The sequence below is a fragment of the Streptomyces sp. NPDC101393 genome (assembly GCF_044767385.1).
Lineage (GTDB): Bacteria > Actinomycetota > Actinomycetes > Streptomycetales > Streptomycetaceae > Streptomyces.
In genome coordinates this window covers 783923-808418 of record NZ_JBIWNU010000002.1, presented here as the reverse complement: position 1 = coordinate 808418, position 24496 = coordinate 783923, and the positions used below count along the sequence as shown (strand labels likewise).

Below are 24496 nucleotides of genomic sequence, written 5' to 3'. Positions count from 1 at the left end.
GGACCGTGTGCTGACCCGGATCGGGCAGGCGATCATGTTGCATCGCGCCGGAGACCGGGAAGAGGCCCGGAACCGTCTCTCGCAGCTGTGGCACGAGATCGGGCCGCAGGGGGACGCCTTCCACCGCTGCACCCTCGCCCACTACATGGCCGACACCCAGGACGACCCCAAGGATGAACTCGACTGGGACCTGAGGGCTCTGGAGGCGGCCGAGGGCTTCGTCACCGAGCGCACCGACGACACCGGTGCGGCTCCCGGCGCGACGAGCGTCGCCGACGGCCCCGGCCCCCGCCACCCCCTCGTCGCCCTGCGGGCCTTCTTCCCCTCACTTCACCTCAACCTCGCGACGGACTACGCCGGCCTCGACCGGAGGGCCGAGGCGCGGGCCCAGCTGGTGCGGGCCCGCGCCTCGGCCAACGCCCTCGCGGACGGGGAATACCGCCAGGGGCTCAGAGAAGCCATCGACCGCCTGGAGCTGCGCCTCGAAGGCTCGGCCGGCCCCTTGCCGTAGAGCCCGGGGGCGGAAGCGGGTCAGTTGCCGTAGGAAGCGCCACAGACCTGCTGTGCCGCGTCATCGCGCTGCCAGTGCCCGTAGGCCCGGCCCAGCGCACAGATATCGGTACCGCTCGGGACGGCGGGCATCCCTCCGATACGCGGCACCCGAGGGGTTTTGGCCCGGTCCTGGCCCGCGGGCCGGTCGGTCCGCCGGTCGTTGGCGTCGGCCCCCTGGCGGCCGGCAGGCGCGGGCCGTGGTCCCGCCGCCCCACCACCTCGCTCGCCTTGTGCCGGGACCTGGCTCGTCCGCCGGCTTCCTGTCCCGTCCGCCCGTTTGTGGTGCGGGTCCTTATGGGCGCGGTCCGCCGGTGGTGGGGACGCGACCGACGAGCGGGTGTCGCGTGGTGGGGTCTGCGGGCCCGGTGGCTCCGCGGACGGGGCGGGGCGGACGGGGCGGGGCGGGCCTGCGGGGGCCGGGCGGGTGTTGACGGTCATACAGCCGGTGGCGGTCGTCGCGACCACCACCGCCAGGACCGCTGCTGTGGGCATTCGGTGCACGTGCGTAACTCTCCTGGCCACACGGGCGCTTGGGAAGGCTCCACAGGAGTGATCGGTGTGCGGGATCCGGCAGGGGCCAGGGGCCAGGGGCGCGGAGGTGATGCGCGGACCGGTGGGGCGGGCGGCGCGGTGGGTCCGGAGCATGGGGGCGCTACCGGCCCAGGACGCCGCGGAGAACTTCCGTGCACGAGGTGCGCAGCGCGTCGAGGGAGGGCGCGGCGGCGTGGAACTGCCCCGCGGTGCAGGAGAACAGCATGCCGTCGCACCACGCGACCATGGTGAGCGTGTGCCGCTCGGGTTCGGTCGAGCCGGCCGCCGCCAGCATCGCGGCCATCGGCTCGCGGAAGGCCCGGCCCGCCCGGTCGTAGACGGCCCGCAGCTCGGGCCTGCGGGTCGCCTCCAGGGCCAATTCGTAGCGGGCGACGACCAGTTGGCGGTGCCGGGAGAGGTAGCGGTGCAGCGCGAGCGAGAGCGCGTCGGCAACCGCGTCCGCGCCGTCGCCCCCGCGGGTGTCGGGTGTGGCCGGCAGCTCGTTCGGGGTGAGCACCGCGGCCTCCCGCTCGGCCAGTCGCCAGGCCGCGGTCTCCAGCAGGGCGGAGCGGGTGCGGGCGAGATTGGAGGTGGAGCCCTGCGGCAGCCCGGCCGCCTCGTCGACGGCGCGGTGGGTCAGCCCGCGCATTCCCCGCTCGGCGAGTAGAGCCAGGGCGGCATCGGCGATCAGCTCATGACGGGAGGTGCTGCGGGCGTTCATGGCAGCCGAGCCTACCTCGTCGACTACACCTGTAGTACCGTGGGGACTACAGGTGTAGTGAGGCGTCGGGAGTGGGCCGCGCAAGCACCGAGGGTGAGCCATCGAGCGGCTATGGAGGCAGCATGCGGCAGCGCACCGCGATCGTCATCGGCGGCGGGATCGGCGGGCTCACCGCCGCGGTGGCACTGGAGCGCCGCGGCTGGTCGGTCACCGTCCTGGAGCGCGCCGCCGCTCTGGAACCGGTCGGCGCAGGCATCGGGCTCGCGCCGAACGCCCAGCGCGCCCTCGACACCCTCGGCGCGGGCGACGCGGTACGCGCCATGGCCGCCTGGCAGGCCGCCGGGGAGATGCGCCTCCCGAGCGGCCGTCGGCTGGCCCGTACGGACAATGCCGCGGCCGTCCGGCGCTTCGGCGACCCGGTCGTCGTGGCCCACCGCGCCGACCTCGTCGCCTTGCTCGCGGACCGGCTGCCCGAAGGAGCCGTACGCACCGGAGTGACCGCCGCGCTCGTGGAGGCGGGCGACCCGGCTCGGGACGACCGCCCGGCGCGCGTGCGCGTCACGGGCGACACGGGTGCCTCGGGTGACGGCCTCCGGGGCGGCAGGGGAGGAGAGGGCGACTCCCTGAGAGCCGCCGACCGGACAGCCGACCGGCCCGCCGACCGGCCCGCCGGCCGGGCCTCCGCCCCGGCTGCCGCCCGGACACCCGAACTCACCGCCGCCCGGACCTCCGAACTCACCGCGGACCTCGTCGTGGCCGCCGACGGGATCCACTCCGCAGTCCGCCGGGCCGTCTTCCCCGGTCACCCCGAGCCCCGCTACGCCGGGTGCACCGCATGGCGCTTCGTCGTGCCCGCGCCCGCCCGCCCGTATACGGCGCACGAAACCTGGGGCCCCGGTGGCCTGTGGGGCTCCTTCCCGCTGCACGACGGTCGGGTCTACGCCTACGCCACCGCCACCGTTCCCCCCGGCGGACGGGCACCCGACGACGAACGCGCCGAACTGCTGCGCCGCTTCGGTCACTGGCACCACCCCGTGCCCGCACTGCTGGCCGCCGTCGACCCGGCCGCCGTGCTGCGCAACGACGTGGCGACCGCCGCCGCACCGCCACCCGCCTTTCATCACGGACGGGTCGCCCTCCTCGGCGACGCCGTCCACCCCATGGCGCCCCACCTCGGCCAGGGCGGCTGCCAGGCCATCGAGGACGCCGTCGTGCTGGCGTACGAGGCGGCGCCGGACGCCGATCTCGGCGCCGCGCTCGCCGCCTACACCCGCCGCCGGCTGCCGCGCACCATGGACGTGGTGCGCCGGTCCGAGCGGATCGCCCGGCTCTCCGCCGTGCGGTCCCGGCCGGCCTGCGCGCTGCGCGCCGCCGCGATGGCCCTGACGGCGCGTTGCGCACCGGATCTCGCGCTGCGGAGCCTCGACGGCATCGCCGACTGGCGGCCGCCCGCCGCCACGTATGCTTCCGGTGCTTCCGGCACGCGGGGCGCCAGGGCCGCGGTACTACCCAAGGAGAACGAGTGAAGGTCGGCTGCATCGGACTCGGAGATATCGCCCAGAAGGCGTATCTGCCCGTACTGGGCGCCCAGCCCGGCGTCGAACTGCATCTGCAGACCCGCACCCCGGCCACCCTCCAACGGGTCGGCGACACCCACCGGCTGACCGGCGGCCGGCTCCACACCGACCTGGACTCGCTGCTGTCCCAAGGCCTGGACGCCGCCTTCGTGCACGCGCCGACCGCCGTGCACCCCGAGATCGTGACCCGGCTCATCGAGGCAGGCGTACCGACGTATGTCGACAAGCCGATCTCCTACGAACTGGCCGAATCCGCGCGCATCGTGCGGCTCGCCGAGGACCGCGGGGTGGGCCTCACCGTCGGTTTCAACCGCCGTTTCGCGCCCGGATACAGCCAGTGCCGCGAGCACCCCCGTGAGCTGATCCTGATGCAGAAGAACCGCATCGGCCTGCCCGAGGACCCGCGCACCCTGGTGCTGGACGACTTCATCCACGTCGTCGACACCCTGCGCTACCTCGTCCCCGGCGACATCGAGCATGTCGATGTGCGCGCCCGGATCCGCGAGGGGCTGATGCAGCATGTCGTGCTGCAGCTGTCCGGCGACGGTTTCACCGCGATCGGCACCATGAACCGCCTGAGCGGCTCCACGGAGGAGATCCTCGACGTCTCCGGGCAGGACACCAGGCGTCAGGTCGTCAACCTCGCCGAGGTCATCGACCACAAGGGGCAGCCGAGCGTGCGGCGCCGCGGCGACTGGGTGCCGGTCGCCCGCCAGCGCGGCATCGAGCAGATCGTCCTCGCCTTCCTCGACGATGTCCGGGCCGGCCGCCGGCCGTCCGCGGAGGACGCGCTGCGCACCCACGAACTGTGTGAACGCGTGGTCACCGAAGCGCTCGCGCAGGCCGCCTGAGCGCCCGCACCCCGACGAGGACGCCGGCCACCACGAGCGTGGCCATCGCGCCGTGCAGCGCCCAGTCGCCGTAGCGGGTGTACGGGCTGGTGCCCTCGGCCAGCGGCAGGTCGTAGACGGCCGCCGCGCTGCGGTCGGTGCCCAGCCGCTCGCCGACCGGCTCGCCGCGCGGCCCGTACACCGTGCTGACGCCGGTGAGCGTGGCGTGCACCATCGGCCGCCAGGTCTCCGCGGCGCGCAGCGCGGCCAGTGAGGCGTGCTGGTCCGGCGCCCAGCTGTTCTGGAACGTCGAGGTCGAGGACTGGGCGACCAGCACCCGGGCGCCGTCCCGCGCCAGCCGGCGGCTCATGTCGGGAAACGCCGTCTCGAAACAGACCAGTGGCCCGATGGGCAGTCCGCCCGCCGTCGTGACCGGCATCAGCACCTGGTGGGTGCCGCGCTTCCGGTCGGTGGTGGCGGCCTTGCCCACCCGTGTCGCCCAGCCGAGCACGGATCTCGCCGGTATGTACTCGCCGAAGGGCACCAGCCGCATCTTGGCGTAGCGGTCGCCGGTCGGCCCGTGCGGCCCGATCAGCACCGCGCTCTTGTAGATCCCCGGCCGTCCGGCGCGTGTCGCGTCGGTGTTGACCAGGAGGTCGGCGCCGGTTTGCCGGGACAGCGCGGCGAGCCGGGCGGCGAGCTCGGGGTGGTCGGCCGGGTCCTGATAGAGGCTGCTCTCGCCCCAGACCACCAGCCGCACCCCGCGGCCCGCCAGGGTGCGGGTCAGCGCCTCGCTGCGCGCCAGCCGCCCCTCGGGGCCGCCGTCGAGACCGGGCTGGACGACGGCGATCCGGACCGTTCCGGCGGGCCGCGGCGCCGGCGCCCAGTACCAGGCGACGGTGCCGGCGAGTGCGCACACCAGGAGTCCGGCGACGGCCGGGAGCCGGACCGGCGGGCGGGCGATCAGCTGGGCCAGCGCGGTGTTCACCGCCACGATCAGCAGGGTCAGCAGCCATACCCCGCCGATCGAGGCGAGCCGCAGGGCGGGCGGCAGCTGCCACTGGCTGGCGCCCAGCAGCCCCCAGGGGCCGCCCAAGTATTCCCAGGAGCGGGCCAGTTCGACCATCAACCAGCCCGATGGCAACACCACCAGCGAGGCGGCACACCGCCCCGCGCCCGGCGACCCGCGCAGCATCGCGCGCACCAGCAGCCCCCACGGTGCCCACAGCGCGCCGAGCAGCAGGGCCAGCACGAGGATGAAGACGTGCAGGCTCGGCAGCAGCCAGTGGTGGACGGCCAGCATGAAGCCGGCGCCGCCCAGCCAGCCGTCCAGCGCCGCCCGCCCGTTGGTCGTCGCCGACCGCACCAGCAGCAGCCAGGGCACGAGGGCGACGTAGGCCAGCCACCACCAGGACGGTGCGGGAAAGGCGAGCGCCGGCAGGGCCCCGGCGAGCGCCGCGGCCGCTCCCCGCGCCCAGGCGGAGCGGAGCCACCGTGCCCGGTGGTCGGGCGGTCTGTGCATACGGTCTCCCTCGGGCCGGGCCTTGCCGTGGGCTGCGGGTTCCGGTCGGTTCGACCGGCCGGAGGGTCAGTGTGCGCGGCCGGGCCGATCAAGGACAGGGTGCATCAGGGTGTCCGGGATATACGGCCGATTCCGGTCCTGCGCGCCGGGTCGCGGAGCGGTCGTATCGGGAAGACCCTCCGCCTTGCGGGGGCACCCGCCGGACGCCGCGGGTCCCGCCTTCCGGGTGGACGAAGGGACTCTTCGGACGCGTCCTAGTCCGTCGCGGGCAGCACTTCGCGCCACTTCTCGTGGACCACGACACCGGTCAGCCGCCAGCCGTCGGTGGTGCGGCGGGCGGCGAAGTCGTAGCGGCCGGCGCAGGTGTAGTCGGGGGCCGTCGGGCCGTGTCCGGTATCCGTTCCGGGGCGGGCGAGTCGCATCGGGTTGAGGTAGTCGGCCTGGATCGCGGCCGTGTCGCCGGGGGCGCCGTCGCGCGCGCCGACGGTGATGCGGCGGTTGACGACGAGGTGCTGGCGTACGGAGAAGTGGCTGAGCATGTCGGCAAGCCAGACGGCGATCTCCTCCGTGCTGCCCTCGATCCCGCCGGCGGAGCGGTAGTCGGCCCGGCCGTCCTCGGTGAACAGGGCCCGGTAGCCGGGCCAGTCGCCGTCGTCCACGGCGATGGCGTAGCCGGTGATCAGATCGTCGATCGCGAGGCGGTCCATGACAGTCGAGTGTTCCGCGCGCTGCGTCATCGCCTCAGTTTTCGGCATACGGAGGTCCCCGCCAAGAGGCGGGGACCTCCGGGCGCGGCGTTACCGCACCAGAGCGGTCTCCCCGGCGAACTCCGGGCCCGTGTCCGGGTCCTGGACCGGGGGCGCGTCCGGGCCGGCGTCCGGGTGGCCGTGCGGGGTGGCGAACTGCGTCCGGTACAGCTCGGCGTAGCGGCCGTCCGCCGCCAGCAGCGTCTCGTGCGTACCGCGCTCGACGATCCGCCCGGCCTCGACGACGAGGATCAGGTCGGCGGCCCGTACGGTCGACAGCCGGTGCGCGATCACCACCGCGGTCCTGCCCACCAGCGCCTCGGCCAGGGCCTCCTGCACGGCGGCCTCGGAAGTGTTGTCCAGGTGGGCGGTGGCCTCGTCCAGGATCACCACGCGGGGGTGGGCGAGCAGCAGCCGCGCGATGGTCAGGCGCTGCCGTTCGCCGCCGGAGAGACGGTAGCCGCGCTCGCCGACGACGGTGTCCAGCCCGTCGGGGAGGGAGGCGATCAGCTGCTCGAGCCTGGCCCGGCGCAGTGCGCTCCACAGCTCGTCCTCGGTCGCCTCCGGCTTGGCCAGCAGCAGGTTCTCGCGGATGGAGTCGTGGAAGAGGTGCCCGTCCTGGGTGACCATGCCGAGCACCTCGCGGAGCGAGGCGGCGGTCAGCTCACGGACATCCGTGCCACCCAGCCGGACCGCGCCTGCGTCCGTGTCGTACAGCCGCGGCAGGAGTTGCGCGATGGTCGACTTGCCGGCGCCCGAGGAGCCGACGAGGGCGACCATCTGGCCCGGCTCGGCGCGGAAGGAGATGTCGTGCAGGACCTCTTCGCCGCCCCGGGTGTCGAGTGTGGCGACCTCCTCCAGGGAGGCGAGCGAGACCTTGTCGGCGGACGGGTAGCCGAAGCGTACGGAGTCGAATTCGACCGAGACCGGCCCCTCGGGCACCGCTCGGGCATCCGGCTTCTCGGTGATCAGCGGCTTGAGGTCCAGCACCTCGAAGACCCGCTCGAAGCTGACCAGCGCACTCATGACCTCGATGTGTGCGCCGGACAGCGCGGTCAGCGGGGCGTAGAGCCGGGTGAGCAGCAGTGCCAGCGAGACGATCGCGCCGGCCTCCAGCTGTCCGCGCAGGGCCAGGAAGCCGCCCAGTCCGTAGACCACCGCCAGTGCCAGGGCCGAGACCAGGGTGAGGGCGGTGACGAAGTACGTCTGCACCATCGCCGAGCGGACGCCGATGTCCCGCACCCGGCCGGCCCGGGCGGCGAATTCGGCGGACTCGTGCTGCGGGCGGCCCATCAGCTTGACCAGGGTGGCGCCCGGAGCGGAGAACCGCTCCGTCATCTGCGTCCCCATCGTGGCGTTGTGGTCGGCGCCCTCGCGGCGCAGATCCGCCAGCCGCCGGCCGACGCGGCGGGCGGGCAGGACGAACACCGGCAGCAGCACCAGCGCGATCAGGGTGATCTGCCACGACAGGCTCAGCATCACCACGAGGGTGAGCAGCAGCGTCACGATATTGCTGACGACCCCTGACAGGGTGTCGCTGAACGCCCGCTGGGCGCCGATCACATCGTTGTTGAGGCGGCTCACCAGCGCACCCGTACGGGTTCTGGTGAAGAAGGCGACGGGCATCCGCTGCACGTGGTCGTACACGGTCGTCCGCAGATCCAGGATCAGCCCTTCACCGATGCTCGCCGACAGCCAGCGGGTCAGGAGACCGAACCCCGCCTCGGCGACGGCGATGCCCGCGATCAGCCCGGACAGTCCGAGCACGATGCCCGATGAATCGCCCTTGACGATGGCGTCGACGACCCGCCCGGCGAGCAGGGGGGTGGCCACCGCCATCATGGCGGTGACGGTGCTCAGCACCAGGAACCACACGAGGTGGCGGCGGTGCGGGCGGGCAAAGGCCGCGATGCGGCGCAGGGTCGCGCGGGAGAAGGAACGCCGGCCCTGCTGCGCGGTGATGGTGCTGTGCAGCGAATGCCAGGCGGTGACTTCCATGTCCATTTGCGGCCTCCTGAGTATCGGGTCGTGACGGGATCGCCGTGGCTGACCGGCGACATGAAAGGAACCTAGGACCTAAACCAAACTTGAGGTCAAGCGATTCCTCGCCGCTCACCCTCCCGTGGCCCGCCGAACGCGGACGAATCGGGCGGGCGGCCCCTCGGCCTTCCGACCCGCCGGGCCGGGAGCGTCGAGCTGACCTGTAGTTTTCGGCTGTGAGCACCGCCGTGGCCGAGACCTTGTCCCTCTTCCTGCTGTTGGGAGTGCTGGGCTTCGCCGTACGCCGTCCGCGCGGTGCCAGTGAGGCGGTGGCGGCCGTGCCCGCCGCGGCGATCGTGGTCCTGGCCGGCGCCGTACCGCTGTCCGACGCCTGGGCCCAGGTGCACAGCCTGCTGCCGGTCGTCGGGTTTCTCGCCGCGGTGCTGGCACTGGCGTATCTCTGCGCCCGGGAGGGCCTCTTCGAGGCGGCGGGCGCGGCGCTGGCCAGGATGTGCACGAACCGGCCGCGCCGCCTGCTGGCCGGGGTGTTCGTGCTGGCCGCGACGGTGACCGCGGTGCTGAGCCTGGACGCCACCGTGGTGCTGCTGACACCGGTGATCCTCGCCACCGCGGTCCGGGCCCGTGCCCGCGCCCGCCCGCACCTCTACGCCTGCGCCCACCTGGCGAACTCCGCCTCGCTGCTGCTCCCGGTCTCCAACCTCACCAACCTGCTGGCCCTGTCCGCCGCCGGGCTCTCCTTCACCCGGTTCGCGGCGCTGATGGCGCTGCCCTGGGTGGTGGCCGTCGTCGTCGAATATCTGGTCTTCCGGCGCTTCTTCGCCCGGGACCTGACACCGGCCGCCGGACCCGACGAGCACGCCCGGAACCCGGACTCCGGGGCTGCGCCCCCACCGGTCCCGGTCTTCGCGCTCGTGGTGCTCTCCCTGACCCTCGCCGGATTCGTGGTGACCTCGTTCGCCGGTCTGAACCCGGCGTGGGCGGCGCTGGCGGGGGCCCTGGTGCTCGCCGTCCGCGCGCTGAGCCGCCGGGAGACGACGCCGGCGCAGCTCGTCAAGGCGACGAACCCGCTGTTCTGCGTCTTCGTCCTCGCCCTCGGCGTCGTGGTCCAGGCAGTCGTCGACAACGGCCTGGGCGACGCCGTGGACCGGCTGCTCCCCGACGGCTCCTCGCTGCCCGCGCTGCTCGGCATGGCCGCGTTCGCCGCGCTGCTCGCCAACCTGATCAACAACCTGCCCGCGGTGCTCGCGCTGCTCCCCGTCGCGGCCCAGTCCGGGACCGGCCCGGTCCTGGCAGTGCTGATCGGGGTGAACATCGGCCCGAACCTGACCTACGTCGGTTCCCTGGCCACCCTCCTGTGGCGGCGCATCCTGCACGACCACGGAACCGCGCCCGACCTGCCGACCTTCACCCGCCTCGGCCTGCTCACCGTCCCCGCCACCCTGGCGCTCTCGACGGTCGGCCTGTGGCTGGGGCTGCGCGTCATCGGCACCTGAGCGCGCCGGGGGTGGTTCGCGCCGGCGGTTCCCCGACGCCCGGGGGCGTCCTACGCGTCAGGTGAGGGGCAGGTCCCGCACCAGCCGGACGTCCGCGCGCCCTTCCCCGTCCGTACCGCCTTCGCAGGTCACCGTCAGCCGTACCCCTGCCCGGCCATCAGGCAGGGTGCGGGTCGTATCGACCACCACCTCGGTACGCGACGAGGGCGGCGGCGTGGACGTGGCCACCTCCGCCAGCGCGCTGCCCAGCGCCGCCACCAGCTCCCGTCCGCACCCGTCGCCGACCCGCGCGTCCACCGGGCCCACGAACCGCACCGACGGACGGCGGCCGAGTGCCGCGGCCGCCGCGCCCGCCTCGCGCAGGAGCCGGGTGCGGAGACCGGGCTGCGCTTCGGACGGTGTCTGCTGCAGCGCGATGATCGTGGTCCTGATCTCCTGAATCGTCGCGTCCAGTTCGTCCACGGCCCGGCCGACCCCCTCCCGGACCTCCGGTACGACGGCCTTGCGCTGCGCGCTCTGCAGCATCATTCCGGTGGCGAACAGCCGCTGGATGACGAGGTCGTGCAGATCGCGGGCGATCCGGTCGCGGTCTTCGAGGACGGCGAGACGTTCGCGGTCGCGGTGCGAATCGGCGAGCATCAGGGCCAGCGCGGCCTGCGAGGCGAACTGCGTCGCCAGGGTCCGTTCGCTGTGGCTGAAGGTGCGGTCCCCGGACAGCCGGCAGAGCGCGAGCGCGCCCAGCACCCGCCCGTTGCTGCGCAGCGGCAGCAGCATCGTCGGGCCGTAGTAGCGGGCCATCGGGGAGATCGAGCGAGGGTCCGCGGCGAAGTCGTCGGTGAAGACGGCGAGTCCGGCGCGTATCTGGTGCACCACCGGGCTCTCCGGAGGGATCCTTCCGCGGTAGGCCTCGCTCCGTACGGCGTCGGACAGTTCGGTGGAGATCGCCACGACGTCCATGCCGCCCTCCGCGTGGGGCAGCAGGACCGCGCCGGTCGCCGCCTCGGCGAGTTCGCGGCCCTTCTCCGCGACGACGGTGAGGGCGAGCTCGGTGGTGGACCGGGTGTCCGGGCCGGCGAGCAGCGCGGTGGTGACGGACGCGGCGCCGTCGATCCAGCGCCGCCGCTGCCGGGCCGCGGAGTGCATCCGGGCGTTGCCCATGGCGATACCCGCCTCCGTGGCCAGCACCCGCACCAGATGGAGGTCCTCGGCGCTGAACTCGCCGCCGTCGGCCTTCTCCGCGAGGTACAGGCTCCCGAAGATCTCGCCCTGCACCCGGATGGGCACCCCGAGGAAGGAACGGAGGGGCGGATGCCCGTCGGGGAGCCGGCCGAGGGTGCGCGGATCGGTCGTCACATCGGCGATCCGGATCCCCTCGGCGCCGCGCAGCAGGGCGCCGAGGACGCCGCTGTGGCCGTCCGGCAGCCGCCCGATCCGCCGCTCGTCCTCGGGGGAGACGCCGAAGGTGATGAGGTCGGACAGCCCCTCGCCGTCCTCGCCGCGGATCCCCACGGCGGCGTACCGCGCGCCGGTCAGGGATGCGGCGGTCTCGGCGATGCGGTCCAGCGCGTTGTGCAGATCCAGGTCGGATCCGACGAGGACCATCGCCTCCAGCAGTTGCGGAAGCCGCGAGATCGGCCCGCCGGCCAGGTCGCACAGGCTCTGCGTGGTCCGTTCGGCCAGCTCGGCCGCGGTGTCGGAGGTGTCAGAGGTGTCGGAGGTGTTCGCGGTGTCGGCGGCGGGGGAGGCGGCGGACGGGTCAGGGGCGTACGGGTACTGCGGCATCGGTCCGGCTTCTCCTCGGCGGCGAAGCGGCCACGGGGGTGGTGCGGGACGTGGCCGTGCTCACCGTGCGGTTTCAGGACGCACCTCACGCTTTTGGGTGGTTTCGACAGTCTAGTTCGACCGGAAGAGTGGCATTCGCGCCGGATCGCCACCGGCTCGGCCCGGCGGTGAGCGGCGACCCGCCTCCGCCGCGGAGAGGCGCCCGAGACCCGTCCCGGGGCCCGCGAGGACTTGAATCCGGACCGCCTGCTGTGGCACCGTCAACTATAGTTTAGGGAAAACGGGAGGGGGCAGCGCAGCGTGATCCAGGAAGACGTGCCGCCGGGCGCCGGGATGCCGGAGAAGCCCCTCGCGGCCGTGCCCGTGCCGGGGCCGGGAGCCTCCTTCGCCGACCGCTTGAACTACCTCTTCGACCGCGTACGGCCGCCGGGCGCGAAGGAGTTCAGCAACGCCCACGTCGCCCGGACCATCTCCTCCTACGGCGACGACAGCTACACCGGCGCCTACCTCGGCATGCTGCGCAACGGCCAGCGGACCCCGACCATCACCCTGGTGCCGCTCCTGGCCCGCTTCTTCGGCGTCGAAGCCGGCTACTTCGTCGAGGACGAGATCACCCGCAAGGTCACCGCGCAGTTCGAGCTGCTGCGGAAGCTGAGCCGGGCCGGCGTCAAGCAGGTCGCCCTGCGCGCGATCGGGCTGTCCGACGAGAGCCTGGGTGAAGTGCTGAAGGCCATCGACGCCGTACGTCAGCAGGAAGGCCTGCCGGCCGAGCCCGAACAGAACCTGCCGTGATCCGGGTGCCGTGTCCGTTCCAGTCCAGCCGATCGTGAGAGGGGTCCGCATGTGGGGCCGACGCCGTGACCACGGAGTCGCCGACGAGGTAGAGCGGCGCAGCCGGGAGTTCGTCCACGAACTGGACCTTCCCCCCGCCGACAGCGTCCAGGACCTGGTGCCGTTCGTGGAGCGGCGGCTCGACCGCTCGATCCGCCTCATGCCCGCCGCCCCCGACCCCGCGGACCCGGACGCGCTCGACTCCTCCGCGCCCTGCGGCCTGTGGCTGGCCACGGAGACCACGGACTACGTCTTCTACGACCCGAGCATCAGCCGGGCCCACGCGGACGCCATCATCGGGCACGAACTCGCCCACATGCTCAAGCGCCACCCCGGCGGAGCCCAGCTGCCGGCCGGGAACCTGGGCGGGCTGATCACGGACATCGACCCCGCCACCGTCCAGCTGGTGCTCGGCCGCACCCGCTACTCCGACCCGGACGAGCTGGAAGCGGAGATGCTCGGATCACTTCTGCAGGAACACGTTGACCTCTCCGGCTCCGCCGCCTCCCGCAGTCACCGGGGCGCCGACCCGATAGCCCGCACCCTGCTGCGCTGACCGGATAAGGCCCTCGTGAAAGACATCCTGCACCCCCTGTGTCTGGCGATTGCCGGGTCCGGGCTCCTCTTCCTGCTGCGTGACCTGCGCCGGGACCGCCGCGACCCCGCGCTGGTCGCGCTGGCATTCACCTACTTCTTCTCCGCGCTCAGCTACGCCGTGTCCCTCACCTGGGTGTGGGTGCGCATCGACAGCACCCTCGGCGTCACCAACATCGCCGTACCGCTGGCCCAGAGCAGCGTGATCCTCGTCTTCGCCCTGCAGGCCATCGTCCTCGCCCACTGGTCGCGGACGCCCGCCGTGGCCCGGCGCCGCAGGCGCGCACTGCTCACCGCGGCGGCCGTCGTCATCGCCGTCATGGTCGTGCTGTTCGCGCTCCTCACACCGGCCACCCAACGGCCCGCCGACTTCTCCCTCTACTACGCCCACGACCCGTTCTTCCAGGCGTACATGACGCTCTACATCGGCACATACACCGTCGCGGAGCTCTACCTCGCCCGCTCGTGCTGGAAGTACGCCCGGAACGCCGCGGGTTCGTCGATCGCCTGGGGGCTGCGGCTCATCAGCGTCGGCGCCCTCGTCACCCTCGGCTACAGCGCCATCCGGATCGGCGCCGTCCTCGGAGCCGTCTTCGGCTTCAGCGTGAAGAGCCTCGACCCGTACGCATGGCTGTGCGGGGACGTGGGCTCCACCCTCACCCAGATCGGATACTTCCTCCCCACCCTGACCGCCGGTACCCGGTCCGCCCGCGACTGGACCACCGCGCATCTGCGCTACCGGCGCCTGCGCCACCTGTGGCGCGCGATGGACCGGGCGGATTCCGGCATCGTGCTGCGCCGCCCCGCCCGCCATCGCGACGACATCCTGCACCGCCGCAGCGCCCACTTCCCGCTGCTGCGCCGCCGGGTCGAGATCCGGGACGGCCAGAAACTGCTGCGCCGCTACCTCGACCCCGCCGCACGGTCGGCGGCCGAGAACCGGCGCCGTACGGAAGGGCTGACCGGAGCGAGGCTCGCCGCGGCCGTCACCGCCGACCAGATCCACGACGCCCTGATCCGCCACCACCGCAACGACCCCGTCGACGCCCCGGCCGAATACGCCGACGCGGAAGCCGAACTGCCCCTCGCCACCACCGAAGAGGAGCTGCTGCACCTCCAGCGCGTCGCCGCGTACTTCAGCCCGCCCCGGCTGGAGACCGGTGCCGCTTCCGACTCCGCCAGCCCCACCTCAGGAGCCCGCACGTGATCGTCCGCCGCACCCTGCTCGTCGCCGCCACGGCCGTTGTCGCAGCGGTCACCATGACGTCCCCCGCCGGTGCGCGCCCGCGCGGCGCAGCCGCCGGGTCCACCCGGCGCAAGGCGCTCCACCTGGCGCCCGCCCGCGAACAGGTCGCCGCGCTGCGCCGGGGCGCGGTGTCCAGCCGTGACCTCGTCGAGGAGTACCTGGAGCACCACTCGCGGGTCAACCCGGGCCTGAACGCCGTGGTGACGCTCGACGCCGAGGGCGCCCGCGCGGCCGCGGACAAGGCCGACCGGCACCTGGCCGAGACCGGCAAGACCTTGGGGCCGCTGCACGGTCTGCCCCTCACCGTGAAGGACGCCCTGGAGACGCGCGGGATGCGCACGACGTGCGGCTCTCCCGGTCTCGCCGACCACGTCCCCGATCGGGACGCCGACGCGGTCGCCCGGCTCCGCGCGGCCGGGGCCGTCATCATCGGCAAGACGAACGTGCCGACGATGTGCCAGGACATCCAGACCAGCAACCCGCTCTTCGGCACGACGAAGAACCCGTACGCGGCGGACCGCACCGCCGGCGGCTCCTCCGGCGGCCCGGCCGCCGCGGTGGCGGCGGGCCTCACCAGCCTCGAAGTCGGCAGCGACCTCGCGGGATCGCTGCGGCTGCCCGCCGCCTACTGCGGTGTGTACGCCCTGCGGACGAGCTTCGGCATCGTCCCCACCCGCGGCCACATCCCGCGCCCGCCGGACTGGCTCACCAGCTCCGACATGCTCACCCTCGGCCCGCTCGCCAGGACGCCCGAGGACCTCGAACTCCTGCTGGACGTGCTCGTGGGCCCGGCGCCCGACGAGGCCGCCGCCTGGCAGATCAACCTCCCGGCGCCGAGGCACAGCCGGCTGGGCGACTACCGGATCGGCCTCTGGCAGGACGATCCGTACTGCCACGTCGACAAGGACACCCGGGCCCTCCTCGACACCGTCGCCGATCTGGTCCGCTCGGCCGGCGCGACGATCGACGACGCCACCCGCCCGGTGGACCTGGCCGACAGCGACACCCTGTTCCAGCGCCTGATGTACGCCACCGCGAGCGCCACCGCGGACGACGCCGGCTTCGCGGCCGACGTCGAGGCTGCCGCCAAGATCCCGGCCGACGACCCGAGCGGCCTCTTCCTCCACTCGCGGACCATGCGTCACCGGGACTGGATGCTCGCGAACGAGGAGCGCGAGAAGCTGCGCGGCCACTGGGCCCGCTACTTCGAGACGCACGACGTGCTCATCACCCCGGCCGCGCCGACGGCCGCCGTCGCCGACCAGACGTCCACCCCGGTCCCGAAGCGCCACATCACGGTGGACGGTGAGAAGCGCCCCTACTTCGCCCAGACGACCTGGCTGAACATGACCAGCCACGTCAAGCTCCCCGCCGTGGTGCTTCCTGCCGGGAAGACCGCTGACGGCCTGCCGCTGGGCATCCAGATCGTCGGCCCGTACCTCGCCGACCGCACGGTCATCGACGTGGCGAAGCACCTCGCGCGGCTCCTGCCGGAGCCTGTGCGGCCGCCCGCCCACCCGGCGCGATGAGCCGCCCCTGACCCGGGCCCGTCCGGCCTCCACGGGGGTGGGGCGGGGCGGGCCCGCACCGGCACAACAGTGATGCCTGACCAGCAACTGACAAGATGACAACGGGAGTTGGCTACCCGTAAGGGGGAAGAGGATGACCTACCGCGAAGGTGCCTGGGTGTGGGACAAGGAGCGCTGCCAGGTGGGGCAGGTGATGGAGGACGCCGAACGCTTCGGCGAGGTGTATCTGCGGCCGCCCGACGGCGGCCGGGAGTGGTCCGCCAAGCCTCTCGCCCTGCGGCTGGCCTCCCGGGCGGAGCGTGCGGCTGCCGGAGTGGCCGCGGCCGTATGACGGCAGGCGGCTTGACGCGGCCTCGGGCGAGGGCCGCATGACGGGCAATCAGCGGCCGTCCTCGCCCACCACGCCCGCCCCCGGCCGGCCCTTCGCGGGATCGTCGACCGGCCAGGACACGACTGGCCGGAGTGCGCCGGCCCGCCACTCCCGCAGCAGCTGATCGAAGATCGGCGTCGGCTCCTCCACGTGCCGCAATGGGTGCGGGGTGGCCGGCGGCGGGGGCTGGTGCGGGAGGGTGAGCCGCTGGAAGGGGTGAGCGGCGGTCTGCTTGGCGTCCATGCGGACTCAACCGGGAGACCAGCCCCCGGGTTGCGGGGCACGGCGGCGACGACTGCCAGAAGCCCCTGCGCCGGTGACGGGCAGAAGATACGTTCCCGCCCGTGGTGCGCGGCGCCGTCGACGAGGCGCGGACGGCCGGACCGGGCCTCCCGTCACGCCCCTGCGGATGGCCTTCTTCCGGCGTGCGGGGAGGGCGTGCGGTCGGTGTTCGGACGTGTGCGGCGCCGCGCTCTTGCGCGGTGGCTGCGGTGGCAGTGGCCGATGGGGTGGATGCGCTGCGACGGGTCAGCGGTTCTTCCGCACGGTCGTCTCGATCCCGTCCAGGAGGACGGCGAGGCCGACCTCGAAGGTCGTCTTCGCCTCCCGCTCCATGTAGGGGACCGAACCGTCCGCGTCCGGTGAGGCGCCCTCGGTCTCCAGGCGGACCAACAGCGGGAAACGATGCGGGAAGTCGGGGACGACCTCGCCGAGCACCGTGGAACGGGACTGCCACCACTCCTCGTCGGTCACGCCCGTCATCGCCGCGGCCAGCCGCGATTCCGTGACGGTCCGCGCCGCGCCCCGGACGAAGTGGAAGAGCGCCCCGACGATGCGCCGCAGCACGGCGGAGTGCAACTCCGTGGCGTACAGCAGGCGTACCAGCGTCTCCAGGGAGCGGTATTCGTTGGGGCCGAGCACCGGCCGCGCCTGGGACACCTGCAGGACCCAGGGGTGGCGCAGGTAGAACTCCCAGGTGTCCTCGGCCCAGGAGGTCACGGCGGCCCGCCAGCCCGGAGTGAGGTCGTAGTCGGTGGGCAGCTCGGCCAGCGCCCGGTCGTACATCAGATCCACCAGCTCGCTCTTGCTGGGGACGTAGGTGTAGAGCGCCATCGCCGTGCGGCCCAGGCTCTCGCCGACCGCCCGCATCGACAGGGCCGCCATGCCGTCGGCGTCGGCCACCGCGATCCCGGCGTCGACGATCGCATCCACGCTCAGTGCGGGCTTGGGCCCACGCGTCGGGCGCGGCTCGGCCGAGGCCTCGGCCCGCCACAGCAACGACATCGAACGGCGGGCGTCGCCCTGCCCCGCGAACAGAACCACTTGCGACTCCTTACGGCATAAAGTAACGTCGTCACTGAACTCTTTACGGCATAAGGATATCAGGAGGGGTGGGATGACTCCGCGAATGGACCGCCGACCCCTCTCGCCCTGTGTCCGGCTCTGCTTCGCGCCCCGCTTCCCAGGAGGATCCGATGACGGACGTGCCCGTCGCGCTCATCACAGTCACCGGCGTCCGGCGGATCACTCCGCAGATGACGCGCATGACGTTCGCCGGGGAGGGGCTGGAGGACTTCCCCACCTGGCCCGACCAGCAGCTCAAACTCTGCTTCCCCAGGCCCGGCCAGTCGGCGCCCCGCCTCCCGGCAGTGGAGGCGGACGGCGATGTGATGCGCTGGTACCAGGCATTCCTCGCCATTCCCGAGGAGGAGCGCCCGTGGATGCGCAGCTACACGGTGCGGTCCTATGACCCCGAGCGGCATCGGATCACCATCGATTTCGTCCTGCACGGCGCCTCCTCGTCGGCGGCCGACGAAGAGACCGGCCCGGCGACCCGATGGGCGTCCACCGCGACGGTGGGGGACACCCTCGCCCGCTACGGGCCGGCGGCGATATACGCCAAGCCCCTGCCGCTCGACTCCGCCGACTGGCTGCTGCTCGCCGGGGACGAGACGGCTCTGCCGGCCATCGGCTCCCTCGTCGAGTCACTTCCCCGGGGCAGCCGGGCAGTTGCCTGCATAGAGGTGGCGAACGCCGCTGAGGAGCAGCCGCTCACCAGCCCGGCCGACCTCACCGTTCACTGGGTGCACCGCGACGACACCACGGCGGCCAGGGGTGGCGGCGCGCTCCTGAACGCCGTACGCGAAGCTTCGTTCCCCTCCGGCTCGGTGTTCGCGTGGCTCGCGGGCGAGGCAGGCGCGGTGCGCGAGCTGCGCCGGCATCTGGTCGAGGAGCGTGGCATCGGCAAACGACAGATCGACTTCAGCGGCTATTGGCGCCGCCGGCTCACCCAGGACGATGCCCCGACGGAGGAAGACCTGGCCGAGGCGCAGGAGCGGGTGGCGGCCGCGGAAGAGGAGGCGCGAGCACGGTCGCCCCAGCGGCCCGGCTGAGGCGACCGCGGGAACTGCCGTCGCCACGGCCGAATTCCGAGCAGGGGCGGGGCGCCGTGGCCTACGCGGTGGACGGGCCGGCGCGGTGCGCAGCACCGCTGCACGATGCGCCATGCGCGGTGCGCCATGTGCGGTGCGCCATGCGCGATGCTGCGTCGCGCGCGGGCGCCGGCCCGGAGCCGACAGTCTTGACCGGGGATCGGGGATCGGGGATCGGGGGCGTCGCCCTCCCGGTGCTTGGCTGCGCCGGGCCACGCTGCGCCGGGCCACGCTGCGCCGGGCCACGCTGGGCTGAGCACGCCGGGCCACGCTGGGCTGCGCGGTCGGGGGCTGTCCGCTCGCCCATCGGACAGCCGGGGCTCTGCGTTCGCTCGTGAGCTCCGCCATCCCTGCGGAAACTCCGCAAGTCCGCCGGACTTCACGGACAACGCCTGGGCCCGGGTAAGTGACGGGGGGTGGGGGTGGGGGGTGGGGGGGCGTCCTCACCTCGGTTGCCGCAGCCGCCCTGCTGTCCGCCCTGCCGCTGCCCGTCGCGACCGCCGTGTCCGTCGCGCTTACTGCGCTCCCTACGCCGCCTCGCCCACGGCCCTCTGCCTCGCCCGCGCGATCCCAGTGAGCCGGGCCAGCCGGGCCAGCCGGGCCAGCCGGGCCAGCCGGGCGAGCGGGGCGAGCGGGGCCAGCGCGGCGAGCGGGCCAGCCGGGCGAGCCCGGCCAGCCGGCCAACCAGGTGGGCCGCGCGAGTTGGGTGGGCCGGGGGCATCCGGGTGAGCCGGGCAGGCGGGGAACACGCCACGGTCGACCCCGCGTTGAAGGGATGGCCGCTGCCGCTGCCGCCGCTGCCGTCCGTCGCCTGCCTCAGCCAGGTCCTGGCCTGCCCTGATCGCCCGGACAGACCTTAAGCCGCCGCCCCTCCCCGCAGTTCCAGCACCCGTACGCCGAAGGGGGCGAGGGTCACCGCGTCCACCCGGGCGCCGCTGTCCAGGTCGTGGAAGGTTTCGCCGGTGGCGCCGGCCGGGTGCACGGTCGCCTCCTCCTCGCTCTGGCTGACCAGCCAGGTGAAGCGTCGGCCGTCCTCGTGCGCGACGGTGTCGGCGCCGACGTACGGGGAGTCCACGACGACCGGGCGGCGCACCCCGGCGACCTCGGCGAGCGCGGAGTACAGGCGGTGGGTGTCGTCGGGGTTGACCTTGCGGGTGCGGGCCGCCATGTACTCCAGCGGATAGGTGCACAGCACGGATTCCCCCGCGCCGAGGCGGTGGCGCAGCAGGGCCGGCCGGCCGTGGCCGTCGACCGCGACGACCCGGGCGCCGTCCGGCACCACCGGCAGGTAGGCGCGGGCGTCATCGCTGCCCGATGCGCGTACCCGCAGCACCTCACCGGCCGCCAGGGTGCCGAAGTCCTCGGTGAAGGTCAGCTCGACGACGTCGTCCTCGATGGTTTCGGCCAGGCCGTACGACAACTGGAGCCGTACGCCGAAGAGTTCGTCCAGGCCCTGGAACCAGGGGCCGCGGGTGGTCCCGGTCTCGCCCGAGCAGTACGAGAGGTAGACCGTCGCGCCGTCGCGGGCCAGCTCCTCCAGGTCGCGGCGGGTGGGCGCGAGGAGCTGGCGGGTGGAGGGCAGGAGATAGAGCTTGCCGGAGCGGTCCAGGCCGTCCTGTTCACGGGTGACGGCCACCGGGAGGTCGGCGAGGCGGGCGGTGGTGTAGCCCTGGCGCAGCGATGCGAAGACGACCGGGCGGTCGGCCGCGTAGCCGACGGGGTAGCCGCGCTCCAGGAAGGCGGGCACGACCAGCGCGGCATCGGTGTCCTCGCGGTGGCAGCGGTCGAAGTCGACCTGCCGCAACACCTTTGAGAACGCGGCCAGTTCAATGAGCGGCGCCTTGGGGCGTCCGGTGCTGTCGGTGATGCCGAAATGCATCTCGAAGGCGTGGTGGTCGTAGGGGGACTGGTCGGCGAGGGCGTCGTAGTCGGTGTTGTTCCAGGCGATCCAGCCGGTGGACCCGGCGAGCAGGGAATTGTGCAGCGACTGGCGGTAGTAGTGGCCGGCGTTCTCCGACGAGACGAAGTCGGTGGAGAGCCCGAACTCCTCCAGGACCACCGGCTTCCCGGCGACCGAGGCCAGTTCGCATTCGAAGGCGGCGCGGTGGTGCTGGCGGATCCGGTCGGTCTCCATGCGGTAGACGTGCGGCCCGACGAAGTCCACCTCCTTGCCGGTCTCGCGCACAGAGAAGCCGTTGTCGCGCCCCGTGACCTCGATGCCCCAGGCGCCGTCGCCCAACGACACCGGCTGCCGGGCACCGGTGGACCTGACGGCCTGCACCATCAACTGCGACCAGGTGGTGACCAGTTCCGCGGGCGGCGGCGCCTCGCCCTGGACACGGCCGTAGCCGGGCATCTCGTTGCTGATCAGCCAGCCGGTGACGGCGGGGTGGTGGCGGTGGCGGGCGGTCATCTCCCGTACGAACCAGGCCTGCCGGCCGACCATCCAGACGTCCGCGTACAGGTCCCGGCCCGCGCGCCACGCCGGGTCCCAGTTCTCGCCCGACATATGGCCGACGATGAAGGTCGGCACGGTCTTCATCCCGGCCTCGGTGTGTGCGTCGAGGAAGTCCAGGAAGCGGTCGGAGAGTTCCTCGTCGATCCGGTCGGGCGCGGGCATGAAGTCCGGCCAGTAGTAGAACGAGCGGGTCATGTTCAGGCCGTGGTCGGCCAGCACGGCCAGCTCCTCGCGGACGACCTTCGGGTCGTAGGAGCGCCACATCAGGGGGCCGCCGGTACGGGACCAGAAGTTGGCGCCCAGCCAGGGGGACACGGACGCGTCGTGGGTCAGGCGGGCGGTGGTGCGCTGCATGGTGCGGTGATCTCCTGGGGTGAGGGGCCGGTGGATTCGCGGATGACGAGTTGGGGCGGGCGGCCGAGCGGCGGGGTGTCGATCCGCTCGCCGCACAGGGCGAGCAGCGCACGGGCCGCGGCCGCCCCCGCCTGGGAGACGTGCTGGTCAACGGTGGTGAGCCGGGGATGCACCCACCGGCACACCGGCAAGTCGTCATAGCCGATGACGGACACGTCCGCGGGCACCGAGAGGCCCAGCCGCTGCGCGGTGCCCATGCCGCACACCGCCATCGAGTCGTTGGCGTAGACGATCGCGGTGGGCGGGGCGTGCCGTCGCAGCAGTTCCTCGGTGGCGCGGACCGCACCGCGCTCGGTGAAGTCGGTGGTCAGCGTCTCGGCGGGCGGCAGCCCGGCCTCGGCCACCGCGTCCTGGAACACCCGGCGCCGGAACACCGTGTGCACCCGGTCGTCGGGGCCCGCGACGTAGGCGATCCGGCGGTGCCCGAGCCCGGCCAGATGGTGCACCGCGGCCCGCACCCCCGCCTCCGGCTGCGGCAGCGCGGCATGCGGAATCGGGTCCTCGTCGTACGGCGTGCCGAGCAGCACCGCGGGCATTGCGAGGCGGCGTGTCAGCGCGTAGCGGGGATCGCCGATCCGGCTCTCGGTGAGCACGAAACCGTCGGCGCGGCGCTCGCGCGCCAGCCGCTCGTAGGTCGCGCTCTCCGCGGCGCGGTCCGCGACCAGATGCAGCAGCAGACCGTAGCCGCGCGGTGAGAGTTCGCTCTCCAGGCCGCCGATCAGCTCGGTGAAGTGCGGGTCGGTGCCCAGCAGATCGGGGGAGCGGAACGCCACCAGGGCGACGGTGCGGGTACGGGAATTCTTCAGGGCGCTGGCGGTGGCGCTGGGCTGCCAGCCCAGTGCGGCGGCGGCGTCGAGGATGCGCTCACGGGTCGGCGCGGAGATCCGCCCGGTGTCGTTGAAGACCTTGGAGACGGCGGTCGTCGACACACCGGCGCGGGCGGCGACGTCACGGATGGTGGGGCGGCTGGACGGTGTCATGGTCACATCTTCACCGCACCGCTGATCAGTGCCTGCTGCATCCGCTTCTGCAGCACGGTGTAGACGACGTAGACGGGGATGAGGGTGAGGACCGTGCCCGCCGTCAGTACGCCGTACTGCGTGCCGGTCACCGACTTCAGGGTGGGCAGGGCGACTTGGATGGTCCGCTGTGCCGGGTCGGGTCCGATGATGATGAGCGAGTAGAGGTATTCGTTCCAGAAGCTGAGGAAGTTGAGCAGCACGACGGTGGCGATGCCGGGGCCGCACATCGGCGCGTAGACGTGCCGCAGTACGGCGAAGGTGCCGGCGCCGTCCATCCGCGCCGCCTCCTCCATCTCCCGCGGGATGGTGCGCATGAACTGCGTGAGGATGACGATCGACAGCGGCATCGCGGTGGCGGGCAGCAGCAGGACGATGAAGGCCCGTGTCTGGTAGAGCCCGGTGACGGCGGCCAGCAGGAAGGTAGGGAAGAGCGCGGCGAAGGTGGGGATCAGGAAGCCGAGCGAGAAGATCCGCTCCATGACGGCCGCCGCCCGGCCGGTCGAGCGGGCCAGCGCGAAGGCGGCGGGGACCGCCAGCCCCAGCGTCAGTACCAGCGCGAACGCCGTGACCAGCGCGGAGTTGGCGATCGCCAGGCCCAGGTCGGCGTTGCCGAACGCGTCGGTGAAGTTGTCCAGGGAGAGGCCGGACGGCAGACCGAGCGGGTCGGCGAAGATCGCGTCGTTGTCCTTGAACGCCGAGACGAGGAAGTAGTACAGCGGTACGGCGAGCAGGGCGGTGTAGCCCCAGGCGAGGAGGTGCGCGGGCAGCCAGGACCGGCCACGCCGGCGGCGGGTGGCGGCGGGCCGGGCGGCCGGACCGAGGAGACGGCGGCGCGGCGGTGCGGTGGCCTTCATGACAAGTGCTCCCGGTCAGTAGTTCTGCTTCAGCGAGCGGCGGATCAGCAGCATCCCGGCGAGGCCGAAAAGGAACAGCAGCACGCCCACGGCCTGGCTGTAGCCGAGGTCGGCCTCGATGAAGGCTTTCTGATAGACGAGGAAGGACAGGGTGGTGGACGAGGTGCCGGGCCCGCCCTGGGTGAGCAGCAGCACCATCTGCGCCGATCCGAACAGCGTCCACAGGAACTGCAGCATCGTGACGACCCCGACGTAGTCCCGGATCACCGGGAAGTGGATGCGCCACATCGTCCGCCAGTGCCCGGCACCGTCCAGCTGCGCCGCCTCGCCCATCTCCTCCGGCACACTGCCGAGCCGCGCCGCGAACAGCACGGCCGTGAAGCCCACTCCGCTCCAGATGTCCACGGCGATCAGGCAGTACAGCGCGGTGCCCGGATCGGCCAGCCAGGTCGTGGCGAGCGAGCCGAGCCCGGTGGCGTGCAGGCCGGTGTTGACCAGCCCGTCGGGGGAGAGGGCCGCGTAGAACACCATGGCCTTGGCCGGTGTCGAGATCAGCCCCGGGACGAAGAGCAGATATCGCAGCACCCGGTGTCCGCGCGGGCGTTGGGCGACGTAGTAGCCCAGCATGTACGCGCAGAGGATCATCACGGGCAGTGCGATGGCCAGTTGGACCAGGCTGTTGCGGGTCGCGTCCCAGAAGACCGGATCGGCCAGCACCGTACGGTAGTTGGCGGTTTCGGCGAAGCTGCGCGGTTGCAGCATGCCGGGCCAGCGCAGTGCCGCGATCACGAACATCGCGACCAGCGGGCCGATCATGAACAGCAGGTACCAGACGAGCGCGGGGACCGCGAGCAGGGTACTGCGCGGTCCGCGCCCCGCGGACTTCTCGGGCGGGCGCGGGCCCTGCCCGGACCGGGCGGCGGGCGCCGCCGGCCGGGACTGCCGCGATGCGGTGCCGGTCGCGGTCGTCATCGGCTCTCTCCTTCTGCGG

At 72.8% G+C, this 24496-nt stretch carries 22 protein-coding genes; 10 read left to right on the top strand and 12 right to left on the bottom strand.

Going from position 1 to position 24496, the window contains the following annotated elements; translation table 11 throughout:
* Window positions 1-34: 34 nt before the first annotated feature.
* Window positions 35-511, top strand: coding sequence for a hypothetical protein (locus ACIRQ7_RS09280; protein WP_404261366.1), 477 nt, complete (start codon window positions 35-37; stop codon window positions 509-511).
* Window positions 512-531: 20 nt separating this feature from the next.
* Here ACIRQ7_RS09280 and ACIRQ7_RS09275 read toward each other — a convergent pair whose 3' ends face one another.
* Both ACIRQ7_RS09275 and ACIRQ7_RS09270 read right to left on the bottom strand, forming a co-directional pair.
* Window positions 532-660 (bottom strand): hypothetical protein, encoded by a 129-nt coding sequence (locus ACIRQ7_RS09275; protein WP_404261145.1) that lies wholly within the window; start codon window positions 658-660, stop codon window positions 532-534.
* A gap of 544 nt (window positions 661-1204) precedes the next feature.
* A complete protein-coding gene (locus ACIRQ7_RS09270; RefSeq protein ID WP_404261144.1) occupies window positions 1205-1804 on the bottom strand; it encodes a TetR/AcrR family transcriptional regulator in 600 nt (199 codons plus the stop codon).
* Between the two features lie 122 nt (window positions 1805-1926).
* On the opposite strand from ACIRQ7_RS09270, the gene ACIRQ7_RS09265 reads away from it, so the two are divergent.
* Entirely contained in the window at window positions 1927-3330 is a 1404-nt protein-coding gene (locus tag ACIRQ7_RS09265) for an FAD-dependent monooxygenase (RefSeq protein ID WP_404261142.1), read from the top strand.
* A complete protein-coding gene (locus ACIRQ7_RS09260; RefSeq protein ID WP_401467977.1) occupies window positions 3327-4232 on the top strand; it encodes a Gfo/Idh/MocA family protein in 906 nt (301 codons plus the stop codon). Before ACIRQ7_RS09265 ends, ACIRQ7_RS09260 begins: the two co-directional genes overlap by 4 nt.
* Here the strand turns inward: ACIRQ7_RS09260 and lnt are convergent.
* The 3 genes from lnt to ACIRQ7_RS09245 all read right to left on the bottom strand — a co-directional run bounded on the left by lnt (window position 4204) and on the right by ACIRQ7_RS09245 (window position 8483).
* Window positions 4204-5733 carry an apolipoprotein N-acyltransferase gene (gene lnt, locus ACIRQ7_RS09255; protein WP_404261140.1) on the bottom strand — a complete coding sequence of 510 codons (1530 nt, stop codon included), beginning with the start codon at window positions 5731-5733 and terminating at the stop codon, window positions 4204-4206. The two genes, ACIRQ7_RS09260 and lnt, sit on opposite strands and share 29 nt — an antisense overlap.
* Window positions 5734-5987: 254 nt before the next feature.
* Window positions 5988-6470 (bottom strand): nuclear transport factor 2 family protein, encoded by a 483-nt coding sequence (locus ACIRQ7_RS09250; RefSeq protein WP_404261138.1) that lies wholly within the window; start codon window positions 6468-6470, stop codon window positions 5988-5990.
* A 60-nt stretch (window positions 6471-6530) separates the two neighbouring features.
* Complete coding sequence (locus tag ACIRQ7_RS09245; RefSeq protein ID WP_404261137.1) at window positions 6531-8483, bottom strand: ABC transporter ATP-binding protein; 1953 nt, start codon at window positions 8481-8483, stop codon at window positions 6531-6533.
* 212 nt (window positions 8484-8695) lie between these two features.
* Between ACIRQ7_RS09245 and ACIRQ7_RS09240 the strand changes: the two genes are divergently transcribed.
* On the top strand, window positions 8696-9973 hold the full coding sequence (locus ACIRQ7_RS09240; RefSeq protein WP_404261136.1) for an SLC13 family permease: 1278 nt from the start codon (window positions 8696-8698) through the stop codon (window positions 9971-9973).
* A 57-nt stretch (window positions 9974-10030) separates the two neighbouring features.
* Here the strand turns inward: ACIRQ7_RS09240 and ACIRQ7_RS09235 are convergent, their stop codons facing one another.
* The gene (locus ACIRQ7_RS09235) at window positions 10031-11755 is read right to left on the bottom strand and encodes a GAF domain-containing protein (RefSeq protein ID WP_404261135.1); all 1725 of its coding nucleotides are present in this window, start codon (window positions 11753-11755) and stop codon (window positions 10031-10033) included.
* A gap of 300 nt (window positions 11756-12055) precedes the next feature.
* On the opposite strand from ACIRQ7_RS09235, the gene ACIRQ7_RS09230 reads away from it, so the two are divergent.
* The 5 genes from ACIRQ7_RS09230 (at window position 12056) to ACIRQ7_RS09210 (ending at window position 16286) form a co-directional block, all read left to right on the top strand.
* Window positions 12056-12547: a hypothetical protein gene (locus tag ACIRQ7_RS09230; protein WP_404261134.1), complete on the top strand. Its 492-nt coding sequence runs from the start codon at window positions 12056-12058 to the stop codon at window positions 12545-12547.
* 49 nt (window positions 12548-12596) lie between these two features.
* Window positions 12597-13142 (top strand): hypothetical protein, encoded by a 546-nt coding sequence (locus ACIRQ7_RS09225; RefSeq protein ID WP_404261132.1) that lies wholly within the window; start codon window positions 12597-12599, stop codon window positions 13140-13142.
* Between the two features lie 15 nt (window positions 13143-13157).
* Window positions 13158-14387 (top strand): MAB_1171c family putative transporter, encoded by a 1230-nt coding sequence (locus ACIRQ7_RS09220; protein WP_404261131.1) that lies wholly within the window; start codon window positions 13158-13160, stop codon window positions 14385-14387.
* Complete coding sequence (locus ACIRQ7_RS09215; RefSeq protein ID WP_404261129.1) at window positions 14384-15955, top strand: amidase; 1572 nt, start codon at window positions 14384-14386, stop codon at window positions 15953-15955. The genes ACIRQ7_RS09220 and ACIRQ7_RS09215 overlap by 4 nt, the downstream gene beginning before the upstream one ends.
* Before the next feature lie 133 nt (window positions 15956-16088).
* Window positions 16089-16286 (top strand): hypothetical protein, encoded by a 198-nt coding sequence (locus ACIRQ7_RS09210; RefSeq protein WP_401468007.1) that lies wholly within the window; start codon window positions 16089-16091, stop codon window positions 16284-16286.
* 48 nt (window positions 16287-16334) lie between these two features.
* Here the strand turns inward: ACIRQ7_RS09210 and ACIRQ7_RS09205 are convergent, their stop codons facing one another.
* Window positions 16335-16568 carry a hypothetical protein gene (locus ACIRQ7_RS09205; protein WP_404261127.1) on the bottom strand — a complete coding sequence of 78 codons (234 nt, stop codon included), beginning with the start codon at window positions 16566-16568 and terminating at the stop codon, window positions 16335-16337.
* Window positions 16569-16853: 285 nt separating this feature from the next.
* Complete coding sequence (locus ACIRQ7_RS09200; RefSeq protein WP_404261126.1) at window positions 16854-17648, bottom strand: TetR/AcrR family transcriptional regulator; 795 nt, start codon at window positions 17646-17648, stop codon at window positions 16854-16856.
* A 152-nt stretch (window positions 17649-17800) separates the two neighbouring features.
* Between ACIRQ7_RS09200 and ACIRQ7_RS09195 the strand changes: the two genes are divergently transcribed.
* Window positions 17801-18718: a siderophore-interacting protein gene (locus ACIRQ7_RS09195; protein WP_404261125.1), complete on the top strand. Its 918-nt coding sequence runs from the start codon at window positions 17801-17803 to the stop codon at window positions 18716-18718.
* A gap of 895 nt (window positions 18719-19613) precedes the next feature.
* Here ACIRQ7_RS09195 and ACIRQ7_RS09190 read toward each other — a convergent pair.
* From ACIRQ7_RS09190 to ACIRQ7_RS09175, 4 genes are read right to left on the bottom strand one after another with little or no spacing between them, the layout of a single operon-like run.
* Window positions 19614-21569, bottom strand: a complete 1956-nt coding sequence (locus ACIRQ7_RS09190; protein WP_404261124.1) for a cellulase family glycosylhydrolase — start codon at window positions 21567-21569, stop codon at window positions 19614-19616.
* Entirely contained in the window at window positions 21545-22609 is a 1065-nt protein-coding gene (locus ACIRQ7_RS09185) for a LacI family DNA-binding transcriptional regulator (protein ID WP_404261123.1), read from the bottom strand. The genes ACIRQ7_RS09190 and ACIRQ7_RS09185 overlap by 25 nt, the downstream gene beginning before the upstream one ends.
* Before the next feature lie 2 nt (window positions 22610-22611).
* A complete protein-coding gene (locus ACIRQ7_RS09180; RefSeq protein WP_404261122.1) occupies window positions 22612-23505 on the bottom strand; it encodes a carbohydrate ABC transporter permease in 894 nt (297 codons plus the stop codon).
* 15 nt (window positions 23506-23520) lie between these two features.
* Window positions 23521-24477, bottom strand: a complete 957-nt coding sequence (locus ACIRQ7_RS09175) for a carbohydrate ABC transporter permease (RefSeq protein ID WP_404261120.1) — start codon at window positions 24475-24477, stop codon at window positions 23521-23523.
* Between the last annotated feature and the right edge of the window lie 19 nt (window positions 24478-24496).

Bases quoted from the DNA above. Each gene is read 5' to 3' on its own strand.
- ACIRQ7_RS09280 (WP_404261366.1), top strand. From the start codon at position 35: ATGTTGCATCGCGCCGGAGACCGGGAAGAGGCCCGGAACCGTCTCTCG.
- ACIRQ7_RS09270 (WP_404261144.1), bottom strand. From the start codon at position 1,804: ATGAACGCCCGCAGCACCTCCCGTCATGAGCTGATCGCCGATGCCGCC.
- ACIRQ7_RS09265 (WP_404261142.1), top strand. From the start codon at position 1,927: ATGCGGCAGCGCACCGCGATCGTCATCGGCGGCGGGATCGGCGGGCTC.
- lnt (WP_404261140.1), bottom strand. From the start codon at position 5,733: ATGCACAGACCGCCCGACCACCGGGCACGGTGGCTCCGCTCCGCCTGG.
- ACIRQ7_RS09250 (WP_404261138.1), bottom strand. From the start codon at position 6,470: ATGACGCAGCGCGCGGAACACTCGACTGTCATGGACCGCCTCGCGATC.
- ACIRQ7_RS09245 (WP_404261137.1), bottom strand. From the start codon at position 8,483: ATGGACATGGAAGTCACCGCCTGGCATTCGCTGCACAGCACCATCACC.
- ACIRQ7_RS09235 (WP_404261135.1), bottom strand. From the start codon at position 11,755: ATGCCGCAGTACCCGTACGCCCCTGACCCGTCCGCCGCCTCCCCCGCC.
- ACIRQ7_RS09225 (WP_404261132.1), top strand. From the start codon at position 12,597: ATGTGGGGCCGACGCCGTGACCACGGAGTCGCCGACGAGGTAGAGCGG.
- ACIRQ7_RS09210 (WP_401468007.1), top strand. From the start codon at position 16,089: ATGACCTACCGCGAAGGTGCCTGGGTGTGGGACAAGGAGCGCTGCCAG.
- ACIRQ7_RS09205 (WP_404261127.1), bottom strand. From the start codon at position 16,568: ATGGACGCCAAGCAGACCGCCGCTCACCCCTTCCAGCGGCTCACCCTC.
- ACIRQ7_RS09195 (WP_404261125.1), top strand. From the start codon at position 17,801: ATGACGGACGTGCCCGTCGCGCTCATCACAGTCACCGGCGTCCGGCGG.
- ACIRQ7_RS09190 (WP_404261124.1), bottom strand. From the start codon at position 21,569: ATGCAGCGCACCACCGCCCGCCTGACCCACGACGCGTCCGTGTCCCCC.
- ACIRQ7_RS09185 (WP_404261123.1), bottom strand. From the start codon at position 22,609: ATGACACCGTCCAGCCGCCCCACCATCCGTGACGTCGCCGCCCGCGCC.
- ACIRQ7_RS09180 (WP_404261122.1), bottom strand. From the start codon at position 23,505: ATGAAGGCCACCGCACCGCCGCGCCGCCGTCTCCTCGGTCCGGCCGCC.
- ACIRQ7_RS09175 (WP_404261120.1), bottom strand. From the start codon at position 24,477: ATGACGACCGCGACCGGCACCGCATCGCGGCAGTCCCGGCCGGCGGCG.